Origin of the sequence: Nocardioides sp. NPDC127514, from assembly GCF_040302125.1 — a bacterium.
Lineage (GTDB): Bacteria > Actinomycetota > Actinomycetes > Propionibacteriales > Nocardioidaceae > Nocardioides.
Genome location: NZ_JBEORF010000006.1, coordinates 59337 through 74628 on the forward strand (window position 1 = coordinate 59337; position 15292 = coordinate 74628).

Genomic DNA, 15292 nt, shown 5'->3' on the forward strand with positions numbered 1-15292 from the left:
TCTGACGGGCGTGCGTATCGCCACCTGGAACATCAACTCCATCCGCTCCCGCATCGACCGCGTCGAGGCCTTCGTCGAGCGACACTCGATCGACGTGCTGGCCCTGCAGGAGACCAAGGCCAAGCCCGACCAGATCCCGACGATGGGGCTGGAGGCCCGTGGCTACGAGGTCGCCTCGGTCGGCTACGACCAGTGGAACGGCGTCGCGCTGATCTCGCGGGTCGGGCTGACCGACATCCAGGTCGGGTTCGAGGGGATGCCGTCGTTCAAGGACGTCGCCGAGGCCCGCGCCATCTCGGCAACGTGCGATGGGATCCGGGTGACCTCGGTCTACGTCCCCAACGGCCGCAAGCCCGACGACCCGCACTACGCCTACAAGCTCGAATGGCTCGCGGCCCTGCAGAAGGCCTCTCTGGCCTGGCACGACGGCCCCTCGGCCATGGTCGGCGACTGGAACGTCTGCCCCTTCGACGAGGACTGCTTCGACCCCAAGCAGTTCGTCGGCAAGACCCACCTCACCCCCGCCGAGCGCGACGCCTTCTTCGCCATCGAGAAGGACTTCAAGGATGTCGTACGCCCCTTCGTGCCCGGTCCGGAGGCCTACACCTACTTCGACTACTACCGGCAGCGCTTCGAGCGCAACCGCGGCCTGCGCATCGACTTCGTCCTCGGCTCCCCTTCCTTCGCCTCGCGGGTGACGGGCGCGTTCGTCGACCTCGACGAGCGCAACCCCGCGATCGGCACCGGCTCTCCCTCCGACCACGCTCCGGTGATCGTCGATCTCGCCGACTGACCGCGATGAGGTGAACCGGGAGGGCCGGAGCACGGTCTGGTCCCGTGGAACGGTGTGCGCGATCCTCCTGCTCGCCATCGGCGGCACGATCGTCTTCCACGCCCATCTCCCGTCGGCGCTCGGCATCGGCAGCCTCGTGGAGACGTTCCTGCCCTGGCTCGGCGCCGTGGCGGTGCTGGTCCTGATCGTCGGGCTGGCGCGACGGTCGGCCGCCGCGGTCGTCGCGTTCCTCGTGCCCGCCGTGGCCTGGGGTTGGACGTTTCATCCCAAGCTCTCCGACGTTCCCGCGTCGCGCCCTGACCTGGTCGTCGTCCAGCACAACGTGAGCGACACGAACACGGACATCACCGGGACCGTCCGCGAGATCCTCGCGGCCTCGCCCGACGTCGTAACGCTGAACGAGGTGGTTCCCGAGCGGGTCGACGACTACAGCCGGGCGTTCGGCGATGTCCTTCCGCACCACGAGACGTACGGCACCGTCGGGGTCTGGTCGGCACGACCGCTGGAGAACGCGACACCTCTCGATCTGCGCCCGGCGGGCGTGGACGCGTCGTGGAGACGCGGGCTGCGGGTCGAGACCAGGCCTGCCGACGACGCCCCTGTCGTCGCGGTCTATGCCGTGCATCTGCCCTCGATCCGGCTGGGCGTCCGCGGCCTGGACGTCAGGGCGCGCAACGGGAGCATCGAGCTTCTCGCCGAGGCTCTGCGTGCCGACGACACCGAGGTCGTGATCGTCTCCGGCGACTTCAACGCAGACGCGCGCGACCGCGCACTCCGTGCGGTCATCTCCCAGGTCAGCGAACCGCAGGACCGCTTCGGGTTCACCTTCCCGGCAGCCCTCCCGGCCATCCGCATCGACCACGTCTTCGCCCGTGGCGCCGAGGTCGAGGACGTACGACCGTTGGACCGGACCGGGAGCGATCACCTTCCGGTGGTCGCGCTACTTCGGTGGCAGTGACTCGGCGGTGACGACGCCGCGCTCGACCCAGCCGGCGAGCGCGTCGCCGCTGAGCAGGTCGGCGGGGACGTTGACGTAGCCGGACATCGTCCGGCCACCCATGATCGCCGGCTCGGCACCCGCGGCGATGGCGGCCTCGAAGGCCGATCTGCCGGTGCGTACGAGCAGGTCGTCGCGGCGGATGGCGCAGGCCATGTTGCCGTTCACCATGAAGGCCAGCCCGCCGAACATCTTCACCTCGGTGGCACCGGCGGGCACGAGGTCCCGCACTCGTTCGGCGAGCTCGACGTCGTGGGCCATGCCTCCATGGAACCACGAACCGCCGACAGTGCCCATCCGAACAAATTGTCGGTGGTGCCTGCGAGGATCGATGTATGGAGATCTGGATCCTCGTGCTCGGACTGGTGATCGGTCTTGCCCTGGGCGTCGTGCTCGGGGTGCTGTGGGCACGCGCCCGGAGCGTGGGGACGGTCGCGGCGGGGATGGTGGACCAGGCCGAGGTGATGCAGGGGCTCGACCGGCTCAGCGACCAGATGCAGCATCTCGACCGCGAGCGGGCTCGCTGGCAGGGGCAGTTCGAGACGGAGGTCGGGCGGCTCCAGACCGAGACCCGGTCGCTGTCGACGGCGCTGCGGAAACCCCAGGTCAGGGGCCGCTGGGGCGAGATGCACCTGCGCCGCGCGGTGGAGCTCGCCGGCCTGGTGGACAAGTGCGACTTCTCCGAGCAGGTCCATCTCGAGGACGGGCGGCTGCGACCCGACCTGGTGGTGCACCTGTCCGGCAACAAGGAGCTGGTCGTCGACTCCAAGGTCCCCCTGGACGCCTACCTGGACGCCGCGGCGGCGGACAACGAGGACGACTACCGAGCTCATCTGCGCAGACACACCGCCCAGCTGCGTACGCATGTGGACCAGCTGGCCTCGAAGTCCTACTGGCGCTTCCTGGAGGAGTCGCCCGAGTTCGTCGTGCTCTTCGTGCCGGCGGAGTCGTTCCTCTCGGCGGCGCTGGAGACCGAGCCCGGCCTGATCGAGTACGCCGCGGAGCGCCGCGTCGTGCTGGCCTCACCGACCACGCTGATCGCGCTGCTGCGCACGGTGGCGCACGGATGGTCCCACGAGGCGCTCGCCGAGCAGGCTCGGGAGATCCACCGGCTCGGCCGTGACCTGCACCAGCGCCTGTCCACGATGTCCAGCCACCTGGACGGGATCGGGCGCTCCCTCAACACCGCGGTGACCCGCTACAACCAGGCGATCGGATCCCTCGACAACCGGGTCCTGGTGGCCGCCCGTCGTTTCAATGAATTATCGGTAACCGACGATGAGCTCGAGACGCCGCGTCCAGTCGAGATACGCGCTGTGGAGCGGCTCAGCAGCGTAAGGGAAGATGATCGGCGCGCCGCCGAGAATGACGGTGTGCCTGGCCCTACCGTGGGTTCGGATACACAGGCTGCATACGAGAGATCGTGACCCCATGAGTCAGCGCACCATCTGGGAGGAAGGACGCGAGTCCGGCCGCCATGTTGTCGCGCTCGGATCCGCCACCTCGCTGACGGTGACCTTCGTCGATCTGCTCATCGACGACCAGATCGGCCTGCTCTTCGACTTCGCCTTCGTGGCGATCGCGCTGACGCTCGCGCTGATCGTCAGACCCAGCGACTTCTTCGTGGTCGGCGTGCTCCCGCCGCTGATCATGCTCGGCATCTTCATCCTGCTGGCCGCGACCCAGCCCGGATCGATCGCCGACGCCGGGGACGGCTTCGTCCAAGCCGTGGTCAGCGGCCTCGGACACCACGCGATCAGCCTCTTCATCGGCTACGCCCTGTGCCTGGGCTGCCTGGTGATGCGCCGCCGGGTGCTGAAACAGCGCACCGAGACCCGCGACGAGGTCGAGCGCGAACGCGCCCTGGCCTCCTGATCAGTCCAGCGCGAGGAACCCGGAGACGTCGCCGGCACCCTCACGGATGACCTCGGGCTCGCCGTCGGACCAGTCGATGACGGTGGTCGGCTCGGCCGGGGTCTCACCGGCCTCGATGACGATGTCGACCTGGTGGTCGAGCGCCTCCTTGACGTTCCACCCGAAGACCTCCGGCTCGGTCTCGCCGGGCAGGATCAGCGTCGAGGACAGCAGCGGCTCACCGAGCTCCTCGAGCAGCGCCTGCACGACTGCGTGATCGGGGATGCGTACGCCGACGGTCTTCTTCTTCGGGTGCATCAGCCGTCGCGGCACCTCAGGCGTCGCCGGGAGGATGAACGTGTAGGGCCCCGGGGTCGCGTGCTTGATCGCCCGGAAGGCGCTGTTGTCGACGTGGACCATCGTGCCGAGCTGCGCGAAGTCCTTGCAGATCAACGTGAAGTGGTGGCGGTCGTCGAGACCACGGATCTTGAGGATCCGGTCGCGACCGTCCTTGTTGCCGATCCGCGAGCCGAGCGCGTAACCGGAGTCGGTCGGGTACGCGATCAGCTGGTCGTCACGCAGGGCATCGACGACCTGGCTGATCAGACGGGACTGCGGGTTGTCTGGGTGTACGTCGAGAAATCGGGCCACCCCTCGACCCTAACGCCACCGGGCGGGCTGGGATCAACCCCTCGCGGCAGCGGCTTTCAGGTCCTTGCGGAGTTCGGTGGGCAGCGCGAAGATCAGCGACTCCTCGGCGCTCTTGTGCGCCGTGGCGTCGGGGAAGCCCCGGTCCTTGAGGAACCCGACGACACCCTCGACCAGCTTCTCGGGCACGCTGGCTCCGGAGGTGACCGAGACGCTGCGTACGCCCTCGAGCCAGGACTCGTCGATCTCGCTGGCGTCGTCGACGCGGTAGGCGGCCTTGGCACCGGCCTCGAGGGCGACCTCGACCAGGCGGACCGAGTTGGAGGAGTTGCCGGAGCCGACGACGATGACCAGGTCGCTGGCCCCGCCGATCTCCTTGACCGCCTGCTGACGGTTCTGGGTGGCGTAGCAGATGTCATCGCTGGGCGGGTCGAGCAGCTCGGGGAACTTCGCCCGGAGCGCGGCGACCGTCTCCATCGTCTCGTCGACCGAGAGGGTGGTCTGGGAGAGCCAGACGACCTTGGACGGGTCGGCGACCTCGAGGCCGGGTACGTCACCGGGGCCCTCGACGAGCGTGGTCGCCTCCGGCGCCTCGCCCATGGTGCCCTCGACCTCCTCGTGACCGGCGTGGCCGATCAGCAGGATGCTGTAGCCCTCGCGGGCGAACCGCTTGGCCTCCAGGTGGACCTTGGTGACCAGCGGGCAGGTCGCGTCGATCGTCTTCAGCTCACGCACGGCGGCGTCGGCGTGGACCGCCGGGGAGACGCCGTGGGCGGAGAAGACGACGGTCGCACCCGAGGGCACCTCGTCCAGCTCGTTGACGAAGATCGCACCACGGTTGCGCAGGTCGTCGACGACGTGCTTGTTGTGCACGATCTCCTTGCGCACGTAGACCGGCGCACCGTAGAGGTCCAGCGCCTCCTCGACCGTGATCACGGCCCGGTCCACACCGGCGCAGTAACCGCGCGGCTCCGCGAGGAGGACAGCCTTCTCGTCGTCGGAGATCAGGCGTGGGGTGCCGAGGTCGATGCTCATGCCCTCAGTCTAGAGACCGTGGCGTGACACCTCTAATGTCGGTGGCCCGCTCTAGGGTTGGCGACATGGCGTTGGACACCTCCCCCGAGTCGCCCGCCCCGGTGCGGCAGATCGCTAACGCGATCGGTGGCTGGATCGACAAGCTCGGTGCGGTCTGGGTGGAGGGGCAGGTGGCCCAGATGAGCCGGCGGCCGGGGATGCAGACCGTCTTCCTGACCCTGCGCGACTCGGTGGCCGACATCTCGGTGCCGGTGACGTGCACGCGGTTCCTGCTCGACAGCCTGAATCCGCCGCTGGTCGAGGGCGCCTCGGTGATCATCCATGCGAAGCCGTCCTACTACGCCAACCGCGGCACCCTCTCGCTGCAGGCCCGCGACATCCGTCCGGTCGGGCTCGGTGAGCTGCTCGCCCGGCTGGAGCAGCGCCGGCAGCTGCTGGCCGCCGAGGGCCTGTTCGCTGCCGAGCTCAAGCGCCCGCTCCCCTTCCTGCCGGCCAAGGTCGGGCTGCTCACCGCAGCGAACTCCGCGGCCGAGCGGGACGTGCTCGAGAACGCGAAGCGGCGGTGGCCGCAGGTGCGGTTCGAGGTGGCGTACGCCGCGATGCAGGGGGCGCGCAGCGCCGCTGACGTCGTCGAGAAGCTGCAGCGGCTCGACCGCGACCCCGAGGTCGACGTGATCGTCATCGCCCGTGGCGGCGGTTCGGTCGAGGACCTGCTGCCGTTCTCCGACGAGCACCTGATCCGTGCGGTGCACGCCGCGCGCACCCCGGTCGTCTCCGCGATCGGCCACGAGCCCGACTCGCCGCTGCTGGACCTGGCCGCCGACGTACGTGCTTCGACGCCGACCGATGCCGCCAAGCTCGTCGTACCCGACGTGGTCGAGGAGCAGCGGATCGTCGCGACCGGACGCGACCGGCTCCGCGGCGGGATCGCCGCGCTGATCCACCGCGAGCAGACGCTCCTGGACGCGCTGCGCTCCCGGCCGGTGCTGGCCGACCCGCGCTCCCTGATCGACGCCCGGCGCGACGAGGTCACCTCGCTGCGCGACCGTGCCCGCCGCACCCTCGGGCACGCCCTCGACCGGGCCGCCGACGACATCGGCCACCATCGCGCCCGAGCTCGAGCGCTCTCACCCCTGGAGACGCTGAGACGGGGGTACGCCGTCGCCCAGGATGCCGACGGACACGTCCTCACCAGCGTCGCCGACGCCGCCGAGGGCGAGACGGTCAGCATCCGCCTCGCCGACGGCCGCCTGACAACGACCATCACCTCGATTGAGAAAGATCCTGCCGATGACTGACGACAACAACAGCGACCTGTCCTACGAACAGGCCCGCGAAGAGCTGGTCGAGGTCGTCCGCAAGCTCGAGGCCGGCGGCATCACCCTCGAGGAGTCCCTCGCCCTGTGGGAGCGCGGCGAGAAGCTGGCCACCCTGTGCCAGGAGTGGCTCGACGGCGCCCGGAAGAAGATCGACGCCGCCATCCAAGACTGACGAGAAGTCGCTCCCGTCGCCCGAGACGTCACCTAGGTCGGCCGAGAGGTCACCGAGCTGCCACGTCGGCCGACGTAGGTGACGTCTCGGCCGACGCGGGTGACGTCTCGCTACTTCAGGGGCTCGGTGGTGATGAGGGCGAGGTAGTCGCGGACGTCGCCGTCCTTGGGACCCCAGAGCATCAGGGTCTGGCCGTCGACCTCGGCAGAGTAGGCGGTGTCGCCGCCGGAGTCGGACCATTCGGTCCAGGTGTCGGCGACGTCGGTGTCGATGCTGACCTCGTCGCCCTTCTTGGCCTGGGTGTCGACGTTCTTCTGGGCCAGCGCCCGCGCCGAGCGGCTCGAGAGCTCGAGGCCGACGTAGGAGGTCTCACCCTTGACGAACGACATGGTCCAGGCCGGCTCCTCACCGCCCTGGTAGGACGGGTCGGTGTTGGCGTACCAGCCCGAGGGCAGCTCGCGCGGGTAGACGACGTCGAGGTCGGCGACCTGGGCGCTGCGTACGGCCTCTGCCCAGTCGGCCTTGTAGGTCTCGTTGGCACCGCTGACCTCGCGCTCGAGGTTGCCGCGCCACTGCACGATCAGCACGATCGGGACGACGAGGACGAGCAGGAAGATCATCGACCCGATCAGGGCACCGAACGTGCGTGGGTAGCTGCGCGCCGGGGTCTCCGGCTGCTCGCTCGCCGGCTCACTCGACGGCTGGGCGGGCTGCTGCTGATCGGTGTCGCTCACGCCCTCCATGGTCCCACTCGGTCGATGTTCCCTCGAATCGTGGTCACGACAAGCTCGACCAACGAGTCCGAGCGTTCCGCAGATGAGGACAATCCACCCATGATCTCTCCGCAGATGCGATACTCCTCCGGTGACCACCTACCGTATCGCCGAAGCCGCGGGACTCCTCGGCGTCAGCGACGACACCGTGCGCCGCTGGATCGACGCGGGACGGATCGAGGCAAGCACGGAGAACGGCCGGGCGGTCATCGACGGCATCGTCCTGGCCGAGCTGGCCTCCGAGCTGGCCGATGCCCCCGACCCGGACCGGGCGAAGGCGGTCAGCGCCCGCAACCGGATGCTCGGGATCGTCACCAAGACCACCCTGGACACCGTGATGGCCCAGGTGGAGATGGTCTGCGGGCCCTACCGGATCGTCTCCCTGATGAGCGCCGAGGCCGCTGTCGAGCTGGGTCTCGAGCCAGGCGTCAGCGCGGTCGCATCCATCAAGTCAACCAACGTCGTCGTGGAGCGCCCATGATCAAGAACCCTGGAATCGGTGCCGCCGTCGCGATGGCGGCCACCCTCGCGCTCGCCGGCTGCGGGAGCTCGAGCGAGGGGTCGGAGAACCGGGAGCTGACCGTCTTCGCGGCGGCCTCGCTGACCGACACGTTCACCAAGCTGGCCGAGGAGTTCGAGAAGGACCATCCCGGCGTGAAGGTGACCACCAGCTTCGGCGGCTCCTCGGACCTGGTGGCCCAGATCGAGGACGGCGCCCCGGCGGACGTCTTCGCCTCGGCCGACACCAAGAACATGGACAAGCTCGGCGACCTGGCCGCCGACCCGGAGGACTTCGCCGCCAACACCCTGGAGATCGCCACGCCCCCGGGCAACCCGGCCGACATCACCGGCTTCCAGGATCTCGCCAAGGACGGGACCAAGGTCGTCGTCTGCGCGGCCGAGGTCCCCTGCGGCAACGCGACCGCGCAGATGGAGGAGGAGACCGGCGTCGACATCGAGCCGGTCAGCGAGGAGCAGTCGGTCAGCGACGTACTCGCCAAGATCACCTCCGGCGACGCGGACGCCGGACTGGTCTACGTCACCGACGTCAAAGCCGCCGGCGACACCGTGACGGGCGTCGAGTTCGATGAGGCCGACCAAGTCGTGAACACCTACCCGATCAGCACCATCGACGGCTCCGACGACGCCGACCTCGCCCAGGAGTTCGTCGACCTGGTGCTGAGCGAGACCGGACAGAAGGTCCTGACCGATGCCGGCTTCAGCCAGCCCTGATCTTCTCGGGACCGCCAGGCGGACGGACCGGCAGAGGGGGGCCGGTCCGTCCGTCGGTATGCCACGCTGGCTCTGGTTCCCGGCGGCCCTCGCGGCGGCGTTCATCATCGTTCCGCTCGCCGCGATCATCCTCCGCGTCGATCTGGCGAGCTTCCCGGCGCTGATCACCTCGCCGTCCGCGCTGGAGGCGCTCTGGCTGAGCCTGCGCACCGCGGTGGCGAGCACCGCGCTGTGCATCCTCCTCGGCGTACCTCTCTCCACCGTCCTCGCCCGCACCAGCTTCCGGGGCGAGGGGCTGATGCGCTCGCTGGTGCTCCTTCCGCTCGTGCTGCCCCCGGTCGTCAGCGGCCTGGCGCTGCTCTATACCTTCGGCCGGCGGGGGCTGCTGGGACAGTCGCTGGACCTGGTCGGCATCCAGATCCCGTTCACCACGCTCGCCGTGGTGATGGCGCAGACGTTCGTCGCGCTGCCGTTCCTGGTGATCAGTCTCGAAGGCGCGCTGCGCACCAGCGGCACCCGCTACGAGGCGGTCGCGGCCACCCTCGGGGCCCGACCGACCACCGTCTTCCGGCGCGTCACCCTCCCCCTGGTCGGCCCCGGGCTGCTCTCCGGATCGGTCCTGGCCTTCGCCCGTTGCCTCGGCGAGTTCGGCGCCACGATCACCTTCGCCGGCAACCTCCCCGGAGTGACCAGCACGATGCCGCTCCAGGTCTACCTGCTCCGCGTCGACGACCCGGACGCCGCGGTCGCGCTCTCGCTGGTGCTGGTCGTGGTCGCGGTCGCCGTGATCGGCTTCGCCCGCCACGGGAGAGCTCTATGAGTGCGCTGCATCTGCGTGCGGTGATCCCCCAGCGTGGCATCGACGTCACCCTCGACGTGGCCGCCGGCGAGACGGTCGCGCTCACCGGCCCCAACGGCGCCGGCAAGTCCAGCATCCTCGGCGTGATCGCCGGACTCCTGCGTCCCGACGAGGGAGAGGTACGCCTCGGCGACCGCGTCCTGGACGGCACTCCCCCGCACGCCCGCGGGATCGCGCTCCTCGCTCAGGACCCGCTGCTCTTCCCACATCTGTCCGTGCTGGCCAACGTCGCCTTCGCGCCCCGCGCCCGTGGCGTACGCCGCCGCCAGGCCAACGAGCTCGCCACCCGCCACCTCACCGAGGTCGGCGCCGAGATGCTCGCCGGCCGCAGACCCACGCAGATCTCCGGCGGTCAGGCCCAGCGCGTAGCGGTGGCGCGGGCCCTCGCGGCCGACCCAGAGCTGCTCCTGCTCGACGAGCCGATGGCCTCGCTCGACGTCGACGTACGTCCCGCGCTGCGGCAGACCCTGCGTACCGCCCTCGAGGACAGGACCGCCATCATCGTCACCCACGACGCGGCCGACGCCCGTGCGCTCGCCGACCGGGTGGTGGTGATCGAGCATGGTCACATCGTCGAGGACGGCCCCACCGAGCAGGTTCTGAACGACCCGCAGTCGGGTTTTGCTGTGAGGCTTGTCTCTGGATCGATCAAGTGACACCGTGGCCGCTCCACCGCGCCCGGCGGATAGATTGACCCCTATGAACGACACCCAGCCGCTCGGCGTCGCCCCCACCGCTCCTGACCGCAACCTGGCCCTGGAGCTCGTGCGCGTGACGGAGGCGGCTGCGATGGCCGCGGCCCGCTGGGTGGGGCGTGGTGACAAGAACGGTGCCGACGGTGTCGCGGTCAACGCGATGCGCACGATGATCTCCACGGTCGCCATGAACGGCACCGTCGTGATCGGCGAGGGCGAGAAGGACAACGCCCCGATGCTCTACAACGGCGAGCAGGTCGGCGACGGCACCGGCCCCGAGTGCGACGTCGCGGTCGACCCGATCGACGGCACCACCCTGACCGCCAAGGGCATGAGCAACGCCGTCGCGGTGATGGCGGTCGCCCCGCGCGGCAGCATGTACGACCCAAGCGCCGTCTTCTACATGGAGAAGCTGGTCACCGGCCCCGAGGCCGCCGACGTCGTCGACATCCGCCTTCCCGTGGCCGAGAACATCGCCGCGGTGGCCAAGGCGAAGGACACCAAGGCCTCCGACATCACCGTGATCGTGCTCGACCGGCCGCGCCACGACAAGCTGGTCGAGGAGATCCGCGAGACCGGCGCCCGGATCAAGTTCATCGTCGACGGCGACGTCGCCGGCGCGATCTCGGCCGCCCGCGCCGGCTCCGGCGCCGACCTGCTGATGGGCATCGGCGGCACTCCCGAGGGCATCGTCGCCGCGTGCGCGATGAAGGCGCTCGGTGGCACCATCCAGGGCCGGCTGTGGCCCAAGGACGACGAGGAGCGCCAGCGTGCCCTCGACGCCGGCCACAACCTCGACCCCGACTTCGTGCTCCACACCGACGACCTGGTCACCGGCGACGACTGCTTCTTCGTCGCCACCGGCATCACCGACGGCGACCTGATGCGGGGCGTGCAGTACCTCCCCCACGGCGCCATCGTCACCGACTCCCTGGTGATGCGCAGCCGCTCGGGCACGATCCGCAAGGTCACCTCGGAGCACCAGCTCGCCAAGCTCCAGGCGTACAGCGCCATCGACTTCTGATCCTCGCCCGACGCTTGCGCCGGGCGAACGCGAAAAGATCGAGCGAGCCCGAGCGACGGGCGGGTCGAGATCTACGCTTCCCGGAGACATCTGGCCGCGTCCCGTAAAATCACCACATGACCACCGCCGCCGAGCCGACCGAGTCCACCGCCTTCCTCCCCGGAGGGGTCGAGCTGGCGTACGACACGTTCGGAAGCCCCAGCGCTGATCCGCTGCTGCTGATCATGGGGCTCGGTGGCCCGATGACCTGGTGGAACACCGAGCTGTGCGAGCAGCTGGCCCAGGCCGGGTTCTACGTGGTCCGCTACGACAACCGCGACATCGGCCACTCCTCGCCGCACCCCTCCGACGAGCGGATCACGCTTGCGCGGCTGGCGCGTGCGTTCGCGGGGCTGCCGACGCGGGCGCCGTACGCGATGGACGACCTCGCAGACGACGCGGCCGCGCTGCTGACCCATCTCGGCATCGACTCCGCGCACGTGTGGGGCGTGTCGATGGGCGGGATGATCGCCCAGACCCTCGCCATCCGCCACCCCGACCGGGTGCGCTCGGTCTGCTCGACGATGTCGACCACCGGCCGTCGCGGTGTCGGCTTCCAGCACCCGACCCTGCTGCCCGCGCTGGTCATCAAGAAGCCTGGCCTGGAGGGCTACATCGAGCGCCAGATCAAGGGTGGCATCCAGATCGGCTCCCCCGGCTTCCCCGAGCCCGAGGACGAGGTACGCCGCCGCGCGATCGACACCTGGAACCGCGGCGTCAGCGGGCCCGCCGTCGCGCGGCAGATGCTCGCCGTGCTCACCCAGCCCGACCGCACCGAGGACCTCGGACGCATCCGGGTCCCGTTCAGCGTCATCCACGGTCTGACCGACAAGATGGTCCACGTCTCCGGCGGCCGGGCGACTGCCGCGGCCGTCCCCGGCTCGGAGATCACCCTGTTCAAGGGCATGGGTCACGACCTGCCCCGAGCGCTGTGGCCCGCCTTCATCAAGGTCGTACGCCGCACGGCCGACCGAGCCGCCGACCGCACCGTCACCGCGTAGCGGATGCGCGCCTCGGTCCCCGAGGGCGAGTCGGGCTCACTGCTCGCCAGGGCGCTCACGGACGTCGCCGAGCCCATCGAGGACGAGGCGGTGACCGCGAAGCTCCTCGATGCCGCCGCGGAGCAGTTCCGCCAGATCGGGATCAGGCGGACCACCATGGAGGAGGTCGCGAACCGCGCCGGGGTCGCCCGGATCACCGTCTACCGGCGCTTCGCCAACAAGGACGCCCTGGTCGAGCAGGTCGTACGCCGCGAGTTCCGGCGCTACTTCGACCAGTTCGTGCTCGACATCGCCGATGCCGCCGACGCGGCGGAGCGTGTGGAGATCGGCTTCGCCAGCGCGATGCGGGCGATCCGCGGCAACCCGCTGATCGGGGGCCTGCTCACCGTCGAGACCGACTCCCTGGTGCACTCCATCGTCGGCGACGGGGGCCGCACCGTGGCCACGATCACGCGCTTCGTCGCCGGTCAGCTGCGTCGCGAGCAGCGGGCCGGCAACGTACCCGCCGAGATCGAGGTCGACCTCGTCGCCGAGCTGATGGTCCGCACCTCGACCTCGTTCCTGGTCACCCCGAGCGAGGTCGTCGACATCGACGACGAGGCGCAGCTGCGCGCGCTCGCCCGGCTGTTCCTGGTGCCGCTGATCGACCCCGGCAGCCGCCCGAAATAACCTTCGGCGTGGGCCCGGAGATACCGTGAGACCATGCACGACCACGGCTCCCTGCCCCCGCTCGGTTGGTCCGAGTTCTTCACCACCTGGAGTCTCCAGCCCGGCTGGCTGCTCGCCGTGGTCATCCTCGCGGCGGGCTATCTCACGCTCCGCAACGCCGCCGGAGCGGCCTCGACGGTCAAGGGCTGGCGGGTGGCGTCGTTCCTGACCGGGCTCGGCCTGATGTACGTCGTGGTCGCCTCGGCCATCAACGGCTACGCGATGGCGCTGGCCTGGATGCACATGGTGCTCCACCTGACGCTGATCATGGTCGTGCCCACGCTCCTGGTGCTCGGTCACCCGCTCACCGTCATCGCCGAGACCGGCCCGCGGGCCGAGCGGGCGATGCGCTCGCTCCCGGTCACCATCCTGATCCACCCGGTCACCGGCACGCTGCTCTACTCGGTGGTCATCATCGGCACCCACCTGTCCGGGTTCATGGACTCGATGGCGCAGAGCACCTCGCTGATGGTCGGCGAGCAGGTGCTCTACGTCGTCGCCGGCTTCCTCTTCCTCACCGGAGCGATCGGTGAGGAGAAGGTACGCACCGACCTGCCCTATCTGGGCCGGATCGCGCTCCTCGTCGTCGGGATGGTGCCCGACACGATCGTGGGGATCGTGATGCTGCAGACCGAGCGCGACCTCTACCCGGTCTACTCCGGCGCCCGGCCCGAGTGGGCGCTAGACGCGGTCAAGGACATCCAGACCGCCGGCGGCCTGATGTGGGCCGGCGGCGACGGCGGCATGATGCTGCTCGCCATCGGCCTGGTGATCGCCGTCGTCTCCTCACCCGAGCGCCGGGTCAAGATGACCGGCCGCTTCCTCGATGGCGTACGCAGCAGCCGGCTCGCCGAGGAGAGCGCCCGGGGCACGACTGAGGGCCCCGCCGAGCCGGGATCCGTGGATCCCGACAGCGACGAGGCCCTCGATGCCTACAACGCGATGCTGGCCCGGATGAACCAGCAGCACTGAGTGCGTCGGTCGGCGCTCAGTTGACGCGCAGGCCCGACTCGGTGTCGAAGACGTGGACGTCCTCGGGGTCGGTGGTGACGTAGATCGTGTCGCCCTTGCTGACGTGGTCCTTGGAGGAGACCCGGACGATCAGGGTCGAGGGAACACCCTCGACGTCGCTGGTGCCGTAGACGTAGGAGTCGGAGCCGAGCTCCTCGACGACGGTCACCTGGACCGGCAGCCCGCCCTGGCCCTCGCCGATGACCCGGAAGCTCTCCGGACGCACGCCGACGGTGATCTGCGTGGGCATGTCGGTGGTGCCGACGGGGACGACGTACTCCCCGATCTTCGCACCGCCGCCGTCGGCAGCGGTGGCCTTGATGAGGTTCATCTGCGGCGAGCCGATGAAGCCGGCGACGAAGAGGTTGACCGGCTTGCGGTAGAGGTTGAGCGGGGTGTCGACCTGCTGCAGCTCACCGTTGCTCATCACCGCGACGCGGTCGCCCATCGTCATGGCCTCGACCTGGTCGTGGGTGACGTAGACGGTGGTGATGCCGAGGTCGGCCTGGAGCTTGGCGATGTCGGTGCGGGTCTGCACGCGCATCTTGGCGTCGAGGTTGGAGAGCGGCTCGTCCATGCAGAAGACCTGCGGCTGGCGGACGATCGCACGGCCCATGGCGACGCGCTGGCGCTGACCACCGGAGAGCGCCTTCGGCTTGCGGTCGAGGTAGTCGGTCAGGCCCAGGGTCTTGGCGGCCTCGGCGACGAGCTTGTCACGCTCGGCCTTCGGGACCTTGGCCATCTTCAGCGAGAACGCCATGTTCTCGGCGACGCTCATGTGCGGGTAGAGCGCGTAGTTCTGGAAGACCATCGCGATGTCGCGGTCCTTGGGGGCCACGTTGGTGACCTCGCGGTCGCCGATCCTGATGGCACCCGAGTTGACCTCCTCCAGCCCGGCGAGCATGCGCAGGGTGGTGGTCTTACCGCATCCGGACGGACCGACGAGCACCATGAACTCGCCGTCCTTGATCTCGAGGTCGATGCCCTTGACCGCGGGCTCGGCGGCGCCGGCGTACCAACGCTGCGCCTTCTCGAACGTAACTGTTGCCATGATTCCGTTGTCTCCTTCACCGGCAGGTACGTGCCGGACGATCCGTTGTGAAGTGACCGAGGACACATTTCCTCGGCGGA

The 15292-nt window shown here is 69.4% G+C and carries 19 protein-coding genes; 14 read left to right on the top strand and 5 right to left on the bottom strand.

The features are described 5' to 3' along the window. Positions 1 to 10 precede the first annotated feature (10 nt). Positions 11 to 793, top strand: a complete 783-nt coding sequence (locus ABTX24_RS06345) for an exodeoxyribonuclease III (protein WP_160024859.1) — start codon at positions 11 to 13, stop codon at positions 791 to 793. Between the two features lie 52 nt (positions 794 to 845). Continuing rightward, positions 846 to 1751: an endonuclease/exonuclease/phosphatase family protein gene (locus tag ABTX24_RS06350; RefSeq protein WP_160024860.1), complete on the top strand. Its 906-nt coding sequence runs from the start codon at positions 846 to 848 to the stop codon at positions 1749 to 1751. Here ABTX24_RS06350 and ABTX24_RS06355 read toward each other — a convergent pair. Beyond that, on the bottom strand, positions 1734 to 2051 hold the full coding sequence (locus ABTX24_RS06355; RefSeq protein WP_350838225.1) for a TfoX/Sxy family protein: 318 nt from the start codon (positions 2049 to 2051) through the stop codon (positions 1734 to 1736). The two genes, ABTX24_RS06350 and ABTX24_RS06355, sit on opposite strands and share 18 nt — an antisense overlap. Before the next feature lie 74 nt (positions 2052 to 2125). Between ABTX24_RS06355 and ABTX24_RS06360 the strand changes: the two genes are divergently transcribed. Together ABTX24_RS06360 and ABTX24_RS06365 are read left to right on the top strand one after the other, a co-directional pair. Next, positions 2126 to 3217, top strand: coding sequence for a DNA recombination protein RmuC (locus ABTX24_RS06360; protein ID WP_160024862.1), 1092 nt, complete (start codon positions 2126 to 2128; stop codon positions 3215 to 3217). Positions 3218 to 3221: 4 nt separating this feature from the next. Continuing rightward, entirely contained in the window at positions 3222 to 3665 is a 444-nt protein-coding gene (locus ABTX24_RS06365) for a DUF6542 domain-containing protein (protein WP_160024863.1), read from the top strand. Here the strand turns inward: ABTX24_RS06365 and ABTX24_RS06370 are convergent, their stop codons facing one another. Together ABTX24_RS06370 and ABTX24_RS06375 are read right to left on the bottom strand one after the other, a co-directional pair. Continuing rightward, positions 3666 to 4295 (bottom strand): L-threonylcarbamoyladenylate synthase, encoded by a 630-nt coding sequence (locus ABTX24_RS06370; RefSeq protein WP_160024864.1) that lies wholly within the window; start codon positions 4293 to 4295, stop codon positions 3666 to 3668. Between the two features lie 33 nt (positions 4296 to 4328). Then, on the bottom strand, positions 4329 to 5327 hold the full coding sequence (locus ABTX24_RS06375) for a 4-hydroxy-3-methylbut-2-enyl diphosphate reductase (protein ID WP_350838228.1): 999 nt from the start codon (positions 5325 to 5327) through the stop codon (positions 4329 to 4331). A gap of 65 nt (positions 5328 to 5392) precedes the next feature. Between ABTX24_RS06375 and xseA the strand changes: the two genes are divergently transcribed. Together xseA and ABTX24_RS06385 are read left to right on the top strand one after the other, a co-directional pair. Continuing rightward, a complete protein-coding gene (gene xseA, locus ABTX24_RS06380; RefSeq protein WP_350838230.1) occupies positions 5393 to 6625 on the top strand; it encodes an exodeoxyribonuclease VII large subunit in 1233 nt (410 codons plus the stop codon). Further along, positions 6618 to 6818 (top strand): exodeoxyribonuclease VII small subunit, encoded by a 201-nt coding sequence (locus ABTX24_RS06385; RefSeq protein ID WP_160024867.1) that lies wholly within the window; start codon positions 6618 to 6620, stop codon positions 6816 to 6818. Before xseA ends, ABTX24_RS06385 begins: the two co-directional genes overlap by 8 nt. 110 nt (positions 6819 to 6928) lie before the next feature. Here the strand turns inward: ABTX24_RS06385 and ABTX24_RS06390 are convergent, their stop codons facing one another. Then, positions 6929 to 7552 carry a DUF4245 family protein gene (locus tag ABTX24_RS06390; RefSeq protein WP_160024868.1) on the bottom strand — a complete coding sequence of 208 codons (624 nt, stop codon included), beginning with the start codon at positions 7550 to 7552 and terminating at the stop codon, positions 6929 to 6931. 130 nt (positions 7553 to 7682) lie between these two features. Between ABTX24_RS06390 and ABTX24_RS06395 the strand changes: the two genes are divergently transcribed. The 8 genes from ABTX24_RS06395 (at position 7683) to ABTX24_RS06430 (ending at position 14122) form a co-directional block, all read left to right on the top strand. Beyond that, positions 7683 to 8072, top strand: coding sequence for a TOBE domain-containing protein (locus tag ABTX24_RS06395; protein WP_350838232.1), 390 nt, complete (start codon positions 7683 to 7685; stop codon positions 8070 to 8072). Beyond that, complete coding sequence (gene modA, locus ABTX24_RS06400; RefSeq protein WP_350838234.1) at positions 8069 to 8824, top strand: molybdate ABC transporter substrate-binding protein; 756 nt, start codon at positions 8069 to 8071, stop codon at positions 8822 to 8824. The genes ABTX24_RS06395 and modA overlap by 4 nt, the downstream gene beginning before the upstream one ends. A gap of 58 nt (positions 8825 to 8882) precedes the next feature. Beyond that, positions 8883 to 9644 (top strand): ABC transporter permease, encoded by a 762-nt coding sequence (locus ABTX24_RS06405; RefSeq protein ID WP_160024871.1) that lies wholly within the window; start codon positions 8883 to 8885, stop codon positions 9642 to 9644. After that, a complete protein-coding gene (locus ABTX24_RS06410) occupies positions 9641 to 10339 on the top strand; it encodes a sulfate/molybdate ABC transporter ATP-binding protein (RefSeq protein WP_160024872.1) in 699 nt (232 codons plus the stop codon). Before ABTX24_RS06405 ends, ABTX24_RS06410 begins: the two co-directional genes overlap by 4 nt. Before the next feature lie 43 nt (positions 10340 to 10382). Next, positions 10383 to 11402: a class II fructose-bisphosphatase gene (gene glpX, locus ABTX24_RS06415; protein ID WP_160024873.1), complete on the top strand. Its 1020-nt coding sequence runs from the start codon at positions 10383 to 10385 to the stop codon at positions 11400 to 11402. 116 nt (positions 11403 to 11518) lie between these two features. Beyond that, positions 11519 to 12442 carry an alpha/beta fold hydrolase gene (locus ABTX24_RS06420; protein ID WP_350838237.1) on the top strand — a complete coding sequence of 308 codons (924 nt, stop codon included), beginning with the start codon at positions 11519 to 11521 and terminating at the stop codon, positions 12440 to 12442. A gap of 3 nt (positions 12443 to 12445) precedes the next feature. Then, positions 12446 to 13111, top strand: a complete 666-nt coding sequence (locus ABTX24_RS06425; protein WP_350838239.1) for a TetR/AcrR family transcriptional regulator — start codon at positions 12446 to 12448, stop codon at positions 13109 to 13111. A gap of 33 nt (positions 13112 to 13144) precedes the next feature. Beyond that, positions 13145 to 14122, top strand: coding sequence for a cytochrome c oxidase assembly protein (locus ABTX24_RS06430; protein ID WP_350714661.1), 978 nt, complete (start codon positions 13145 to 13147; stop codon positions 14120 to 14122). Positions 14123 to 14138: 16 nt separating this feature from the next. On the opposite strand, the gene ABTX24_RS06435 is transcribed toward ABTX24_RS06430, so the two are convergent. Then, positions 14139 to 15212: an ABC transporter ATP-binding protein gene (locus ABTX24_RS06435; protein ID WP_160024877.1), complete on the bottom strand. Its 1074-nt coding sequence runs from the start codon at positions 15210 to 15212 to the stop codon at positions 14139 to 14141. Between the last annotated feature and the right edge of the window lie 80 nt (positions 15213 to 15292).

Bases quoted from the DNA above. Each gene is read 5' to 3' on its own strand.
- ABTX24_RS06425 (WP_350838239.1), top strand. From the start codon at position 12,446: ATGCGCGCCTCGGTCCCCGAGGGCGAGTCGGGCTCACTGCTCGCCAGG.
- glpX (WP_160024873.1), top strand. From the start codon at position 10,383: ATGAACGACACCCAGCCGCTCGGCGTCGCCCCCACCGCTCCTGACCGC.
- ABTX24_RS06410 (WP_160024872.1), top strand. From the start codon at position 9,641: ATGAGTGCGCTGCATCTGCGTGCGGTGATCCCCCAGCGTGGCATCGAC.
- ABTX24_RS06355 (WP_350838225.1), bottom strand. From the start codon at position 2,051: ATGGCCCACGACGTCGAGCTCGCCGAACGAGTGCGGGACCTCGTGCCC.
- ABTX24_RS06360 (WP_160024862.1), top strand. From the start codon at position 2,126: ATGGAGATCTGGATCCTCGTGCTCGGACTGGTGATCGGTCTTGCCCTG.
- xseA (WP_350838230.1), top strand. From the start codon at position 5,393: ATGGCGTTGGACACCTCCCCCGAGTCGCCCGCCCCGGTGCGGCAGATC.
- ABTX24_RS06375 (WP_350838228.1), bottom strand. From the start codon at position 5,327: ATGAGCATCGACCTCGGCACCCCACGCCTGATCTCCGACGACGAGAAG.
- ABTX24_RS06420 (WP_350838237.1), top strand. From the start codon at position 11,519: ATGACCACCGCCGCCGAGCCGACCGAGTCCACCGCCTTCCTCCCCGGA.
- ABTX24_RS06405 (WP_160024871.1), top strand. From the start codon at position 8,883: ATGCCACGCTGGCTCTGGTTCCCGGCGGCCCTCGCGGCGGCGTTCATC.
- ABTX24_RS06385 (WP_160024867.1), top strand. From the start codon at position 6,618: ATGACTGACGACAACAACAGCGACCTGTCCTACGAACAGGCCCGCGAA.
- ABTX24_RS06430 (WP_350714661.1), top strand. From the start codon at position 13,145: ATGCACGACCACGGCTCCCTGCCCCCGCTCGGTTGGTCCGAGTTCTTC.
- modA (WP_350838234.1), top strand. From the start codon at position 8,069: ATGATCAAGAACCCTGGAATCGGTGCCGCCGTCGCGATGGCGGCCACC.
- ABTX24_RS06365 (WP_160024863.1), top strand. From the start codon at position 3,222: ATGAGTCAGCGCACCATCTGGGAGGAAGGACGCGAGTCCGGCCGCCAT.
- ABTX24_RS06435 (WP_160024877.1), bottom strand. From the start codon at position 15,212: ATGGCAACAGTTACGTTCGAGAAGGCGCAGCGTTGGTACGCCGGCGCC.